General features: G+C 65.1%; 1 protein-coding gene and 1 pseudogene. One reads left to right on the plus strand and one right to left on the minus strand.

Annotated features, from left to right (window positions below):
• Positions 1-365 (minus strand): annotated as a pseudogene (locus RMP08_RS01195) (hypothetical protein); the annotation flags it as partial.
• 150 nt (positions 366-515) lie between these two features.
• Here RMP08_RS01195 and RMP08_RS01200 point away from each other — a divergent pair.
• A partial coding sequence (locus RMP08_RS01200) for a DNA topoisomerase IV subunit B (protein ID WP_310467121.1) occupies positions 516-2,027 on the plus strand: 1,512 nt, incomplete at its 3' end.

Below are 2,027 nucleotides of genomic sequence, written 5' to 3' on the forward strand. Positions count from 1 at the left end.
ACGACGCCGAACACGACCGGCCCGCGCTGGACGTCAAAGCCGACGCGGCCCATGTATTCGAACGCCTTGTCTTCACGACGGCAGCCCTGCTCTGCGGTATTGCCGATGGCAGCGCCGCCGCAGAAACCCGGAGCAAAGGCATTCGCGCCCGTATTGGTCGAAACGGTATCACCGAACGTGCCATTCAGGTCACGGTCGAACAGGATCGACGAGCCGTTGCCGTCGTTCTGGCTGAAACCGACACCCACCGAACCACCGATGTAAAAGCCGGTAAAACCGTCTTCGGTCGTTTCGGACTGTGCCAGCGCAGGTGCGGCCACCGCGGTGGCGAGGGCAGCGAGCGACAAGGTTGCGAATTTAAACATGGAACTACTTCTCCGTGGAAATGGAACCCGAGGAACGTGCGCACCCCGCGTAAGGATGCATTACCGACGCGAAACATTCTTTGTGTTGCATTGCAGCAACAGTCGGTCGCGTGCTTGCGGCGCCTGCCTGCTAACGTGTAGCGATGCCGCATGACGGACCTGTTCGCTGAAACACCGCAATCGCCGCCTGGTTCCTACGACGCATCGTCGATCGAAGTTCTCGAAGGATTGGAACCGGTGCGCCGTCGCCCCGGCATGTATATCGGCGGCACCGACGAGCGCGCGCTGCATCACCTGGCCGCCGAGGTCATCGACAATTCGATGGACGAAGCGGTTGCCGGGCACGCAAACCGCATCGAAATCACGCTCGAGCCCGGCAACCGGCTGACGGTTACCGACAACGGGCGCGGCATCCCTGTCGATCAGCACCCTAAGTTCCCGGACAAATCCGCGCTCGAAGTCATCATGTCGACGCTGCATTCGGGCGGCAAGTTCGACAACAAGGCTTATTCGACCAGCGGCGGCCTCCACGGCGTCGGAGTCAGCGTCGTCAACGCGCTGTCGAGCGAAACCCTGGTCGAGGTCGCGCGCGACAAGCGCCTCTACCGCCAGGCCTTTTCCAAGGGCCTCGCCACCTCCAAGCTGGAGGAAATCGGCGCCGCCCCCAACAAGCGCGGCACCACCGTCGCCTTCACCCCCGACCCCGAAATCTTCGGCGCCGACATGCGCTTCAGCCCTGAGCGCATCTACAAGCTCGCGCGCTCCAAGGCCTATCTGTTCGCCGGGGTCGAAATCCGCTGGCGCTGCGATCCCGCGCTGGCCTCGGCAGACGTCCCCGAAACCGCCGTGTTCCAGTTCGCCAACGGCCTCGCCGACCACCTCGCCGAGCAGCTTGGCGACCGCCCCTCGGTCACCGCGCAACCGTTCACCGGCCGCCAGGATTTTCCGAACGATCAGGGCAGCGCCGAATGGGCAGTCGCTTGGCCCCTGTGGTCCGACGGCGCCGAATCCTACTATTGCAACACCATCCCGACCCCCGACGGCGGCACCCATGAGGCCGGCCTGCGCGCCGCGCTCACCAAGGGCATCCGCGCGTTCGGCGAATTGGTCGGCAACAAGCGCGCCAAGGACATCACCGCCGACGACGTGTTCAACGGCGTCGAGCTGATGCTCAGCGTGTTCATCCGCAACCCCCATTTCCAGAGCCAGACCAAGGACCGCCTGACCAGCCTCGAGGCCGCCCGCTTCGTCGAGGCCGCAGTGCGCGACCATTTCGACCATTTCCTCGCCGACAACATGGACCGCGGCCGCGCTTTACTGGGCGCGATCGTCGAGCGGATGGAGGAGCGCCTCAAGCGCCGCGCCGAGCGCGAGGTCAAGCGCAAGACCGCCACTTCCGCGCGCAAGCTCCGCCTCCCCGGCAAGCTCACCGATTGCGCCAACGACGACCCCGCGGGCACCGAATTGTTCATCGTCGAGGGCGACAGCGCGGGCGGCTCGGCCAAGCAGGCGCGCGACCGCAAAACCCAGGCGATCCTCCCCATCCGCGGCAAGATCCTCAACGTCGCCTCGGCCACCGCCGACAAAATCCGCGCCAACGCCGAGGTCGCCGACCTCCAGCTCGCCTTGGGCTGCGGCATCCGCGACGCATTCGACGAAAAC

The organism is Sphingomonas sp. (assembly GCF_031426035.1).
Classification (GTDB): domain Bacteria; phylum Pseudomonadota; class Alphaproteobacteria; order Sphingomonadales; family Sphingomonadaceae; genus Sphingomicrobium.